The following is a 3,699-nucleotide window of genomic DNA, read 5'->3' as shown; positions in this document are numbered from 1 at the left end:
TACAGCATTCCTCAACGCTTGCAATACCTTTTCCAAAAACAATGTGACGAGCGTCTATTTTTTACACAAAAAAGGCTGTAAATGTGGAGTTTGGTCTATAATTTGATCTGTTTTATCTTTTTCTTGCCAATGCAAAGGACGACAATCGACATATTCACAGTACCCCGTGCCTTGATATGTTTCATTATCCCAAAGCAACTCATAAGTAAAACTTCCTACATACCCTGCTGCCAATCCAAATTTATAATCCCCTCTACTCTGTGCTTGAAGTTGGAAAATGATTTGATCATCTTCGTGATATTGCCAGACAAATACGCGAGGTAAATACATTTCACGTCCATTAGGTGTTTGTATTTTTGGATAAACTCGAGTTACATCAAAAATCACATTATCTTGATAAAGTCGTGTTTCTTTTTCTTTTGACTGAATTTCAATTCTTGAAAAAACAATATTGTTCCATTGGTTTCTCAACTCAGAGAGAATGATTTGCAAATCATTATTAATTTGAATGATTTGATAAGTAAAAAAATGAAATGCAATAAAAGGCAAGTAGATTGCTCTCGCATGCTTCAAAATACCTGAAGCATTTATTTCATACTTTTGTTTTTTATAAGTAACCTCACCCTCACAATGACAATTCACATACCAATAATCCGCTACTCCCCACTGTAAAGCAGAATGACTTTCAATTTCGGTAGAAGTTGTGACTTTAAGCTGACAACTGAGTTCATCATCTTTACGATTAAAATAATAATTCGGAAAATCAACTTGAATATGATCCACATCTAAAAACTGGTAATGATCAATCTCTAATTGACATTGTTCTTTGGCACTATAACTTTTGAGATGTCCAACCGTAGACGGACTGGTTGTAACAAGCACTGTCGCAGTATCAATTGCTGTCGTCGTTATTGCACTCGCGTTATAACAAATTGGAATACGAGGCTGCCCGATAAGACTGATGAAATTAAGATAATGAAAGGGTTCAGGTAGGTTTGGCAGAATCAGTGCCTGATAAACAATTTTAAATAAGCCTTTAGGTGGATAAAAGGTTAAAGCATCTGATTTATCGAGGTTCAGTTGCTTTAATTGATTGTTACTCATCAATATTGGCATACTGAACCTCCGATTTTTTAACTTATTATTTTAGAATCATTTTTGTGGGCAAGCAGTGTTGTTACGAAACCTGAAAGCACATAGAGAATACAAACTGTCAGTATTCCTACTGGAATGTTGTACGTGATTGCAGCAAAAATCAAGACCACTGGTAACATCACAACAAAAGGTACACGTTTGCGGTCCATCTGTTTAAATGAATAGTATTTGATATTGGAAATCATTAATAAACCAACACCTACCATAATCGCAGCATTGATTATCTGAATCGTAATATCTTGCAAATCAAAAATGAATGGAAAATCACGTCCAACCCAAACAATTGAAATCACAGTGACTGCAGCAAGTGGACTTGCAATACCAATAAAGTAGCGTTTATCAACAACACCAATTTGGACATTAAAGCGAGCCAAACGGAATGCAGCACAAGCCGTGTAAATGAAGCTACAAGCTAGTCCGATACGGCCTAAATCGTGCAAGCTCCAGCTGTACATCAATATTGCTGGCGCAACACCAAATGCCAATAAATCAGACAATGAATCATATTGCTCACCAAATGCACTTTGAGCACCAATTGCACGAGCTACACGACCATCTAAACCATCCAATAATGCAGCCAAGAAAATCGCATAAATTGCCTGATTAAAATTACCATTCATACTGGCAATAATTGAGTAAAAACCAGATAAAAGCGCAGCTGTTGTAATCAGGTTCGGCCATAGATAAATACCACGGCGTTTAACTTTTTGCCCTTCGTGCGTGTGCTCTTCTTCTTCTACTTCAAATGTGATTCCATCAAAAGAATGATCCTTTGTATTCAAATCAGAATCTGTTTTTGGAGAATTTGTCATTATTTTCAATTCCTCGAGAATATCTTGAGGTAGATGGGTTATTCACCCACCAACCAACGCACAGCAGCATGACCACCATTTTCACTCATGCGTAAATGAGGGAAAAGCCATTGTAAGGCTTGATCTGCATCTTCTGAAAACTTCCAAGGTGGGTTAATCACGAGTAAACCACAACCATTTAAACCAACTGGAGTATCATCTGGCCATACGCAAATTTCACAAATAAGCTGACGGCGAATACCCGTTTTAAACATTTTCTTTTCAAAACGTTCAATCATGGCACGGTCTTTAATTGGATACCAAACTGCAAAAACGCCAGTCGGCCATTTTTTATAAGCAGCTTGCAACAACTCAACGAGCTGAGGAAAATCTTTACGTTCAATTTCATATGGCGGGTCAATCATGACTAAGCCACGTTTTTCTTTGGGAGGGATTACACCAAGTAATCCTTCATATGCATCACGTTCGTGTAAACCCGCACGTTTATCACGAATATTAAAATACAATTGCTGAAACACATCACGTTGCATTTCAAAAATAGTCGCTTTATCAATATCACGCATACCTTCGAGTGCAAACCAAGGTGAACCTGGATAAGCACCTTTACCTGAAACTGCACGCATATCTTCAACTATTTTAAGATATTGTTTTACACCTTCAGGCGCATTACGCTTAATCGAATCGTCAAGCTTGACCAAACGATGGATACCCGTTAAGAATTCACCTGATTTTTGTGCTTGAGATGTAGATAAATCATATTTACCTGCACCACCATGGGTATCGATATATCGATAAGGTTTATCTTTGGCATTTAAACGAGCGAGCAGTTGAAGCAAAAGTACATGCTTCATAACATCGGCAAAGTTACCCGCATGGAAATGGTGACGGTAATTCATGTTGACAATTATTCCTCAATTCAGAAGATAGTTTAACATGAAAGAAAAAAGTATTCTTTAGCGTTGATGTGATCGTCTAAAATAGTAATGTTAATCAAACAGCTGTTTGATAGGAGCTATATGCAACAAACTTCTTTCTCCCAAACCTTAAATGCAACCTCATGGAATTTAGATTGCGTCCTAGATGATTTAAATGAGTTTGGCTTTGCTTTTATTGATCATGTCTACTCACCCGAATATGTCACAGCCTTAGCTGATGAGTGCATATCGCATCTTGCCGAGTTTAGAGCAGCGGGCATACAAAATGGCGTTGTAAGTCATATTCGTAGCGATCATATTTTATGGATTGATGGACAACTTCCTATCGCTCAGCAGCACATCCAAACGCTACACAATCTATCTCAAGCATTAAATCAAGCATTTTATCTTGGTATTAAAGAAGTTGAAGCACATTTTGCTTGTTATAACGCTGGCGAATTTTATGCTTTACACCGCGATAATCCGCAGCAAAAAAATGATCGTATGATTTCAACTGTATTTTATTTACATGAAAGCTGGGAAGACAATTGGGGTGGTGAACTTCGCCTACAAGATAAAAAGGGAAACTGGCACATCATTCAACCTTTGCCAAATCGTCTTGCGATTTTTCAAAGTGATGTATTACATGAAGTCTTGCTTTCAAAACAACAGCGCTTATCGATTACGGCTTGGTTACGCAGTGGCAACTCGATTTGGAACCCTTAAACCCTTTAAATCACTAAAAATAGCCTTATATAGTTAGGCATAACTGATGATTTTGGATCAATACATGTCGAATGAAACTAAACAAGTGATTG

General features: G+C 37.3%; 4 protein-coding genes. 1 reads left to right on the top strand and 3 read right to left on the bottom strand.

The genetic code is table 11. The annotated features are described in order from the left end of the window. Positions 1-54 precede the first annotated feature (54 nt). From B4237_RS12625 to B4237_RS12615, 3 genes are read right to left on the bottom strand one after another with little or no spacing between them, the layout of a single operon-like run. Complete coding sequence (locus tag B4237_RS12625) at positions 55-1,116, bottom strand: DUF6670 family protein (RefSeq protein WP_004876771.1); 1,062 nt, start codon at positions 1,114-1,116, stop codon at positions 55-57. 17 nt (positions 1,117-1,133) lie between these two features. Continuing rightward, positions 1,134-1,967, bottom strand: coding sequence for a CDP-diacylglycerol--serine O-phosphatidyltransferase (gene pssA, locus B4237_RS12620; RefSeq protein ID WP_004876769.1), 834 nt, complete (start codon positions 1,965-1,967; stop codon positions 1,134-1,136). Between the two features lie 38 nt (positions 1,968-2,005). Beyond that, complete coding sequence (locus B4237_RS12615) at positions 2,006-2,863, bottom strand: 23S rRNA (adenine(2030)-N(6))-methyltransferase RlmJ (RefSeq protein ID WP_004876766.1); 858 nt, start codon at positions 2,861-2,863, stop codon at positions 2,006-2,008. A 120-nt stretch (positions 2,864-2,983) separates the two neighbouring features. Between B4237_RS12615 and B4237_RS12610 the strand changes: the two genes are divergently transcribed. Beyond that, positions 2,984-3,607, top strand: a complete 624-nt coding sequence (locus B4237_RS12610) for a 2OG-Fe(II) oxygenase (protein WP_278595883.1) — start codon at positions 2,984-2,986, stop codon at positions 3,605-3,607. Positions 3,608-3,699 lie beyond the last annotated feature (92 nt).

The organism is Acinetobacter sp. UBA6526, from assembly GCF_002434875.1.
GTDB lineage: Bacteria > Pseudomonadota > Gammaproteobacteria > Pseudomonadales > Moraxellaceae > Acinetobacter > Acinetobacter venetianus.
Note: the sequence above shows the minus strand (reverse complement) of the source record. Positions and strands in the feature narration are given on the sequence as shown.

What these genes read in the sequence shown, in the direction of transcription:
- B4237_RS12610 (WP_278595883.1), top strand. Translation starts at nt 2,984, where the DNA reads ATGCAACAAACTTCTTTCTCCCAAACCTTAAATGCAACCTCATGGAAT.
- B4237_RS12615 (WP_004876766.1), bottom strand. Translation starts at nt 2,863, where the DNA reads ATGAATTACCGTCACCATTTCCATGCGGGTAACTTTGCCGATGTTATG.
- B4237_RS12625 (WP_004876771.1), bottom strand. Translation starts at nt 1,116, where the DNA reads ATGCCAATATTGATGAGTAACAATCAATTAAAGCAACTGAACCTCGAT.
- pssA (WP_004876769.1), bottom strand. Translation starts at nt 1,967, where the DNA reads ATGACAAATTCTCCAAAAACAGATTCTGATTTGAATACAAAGGATCAT.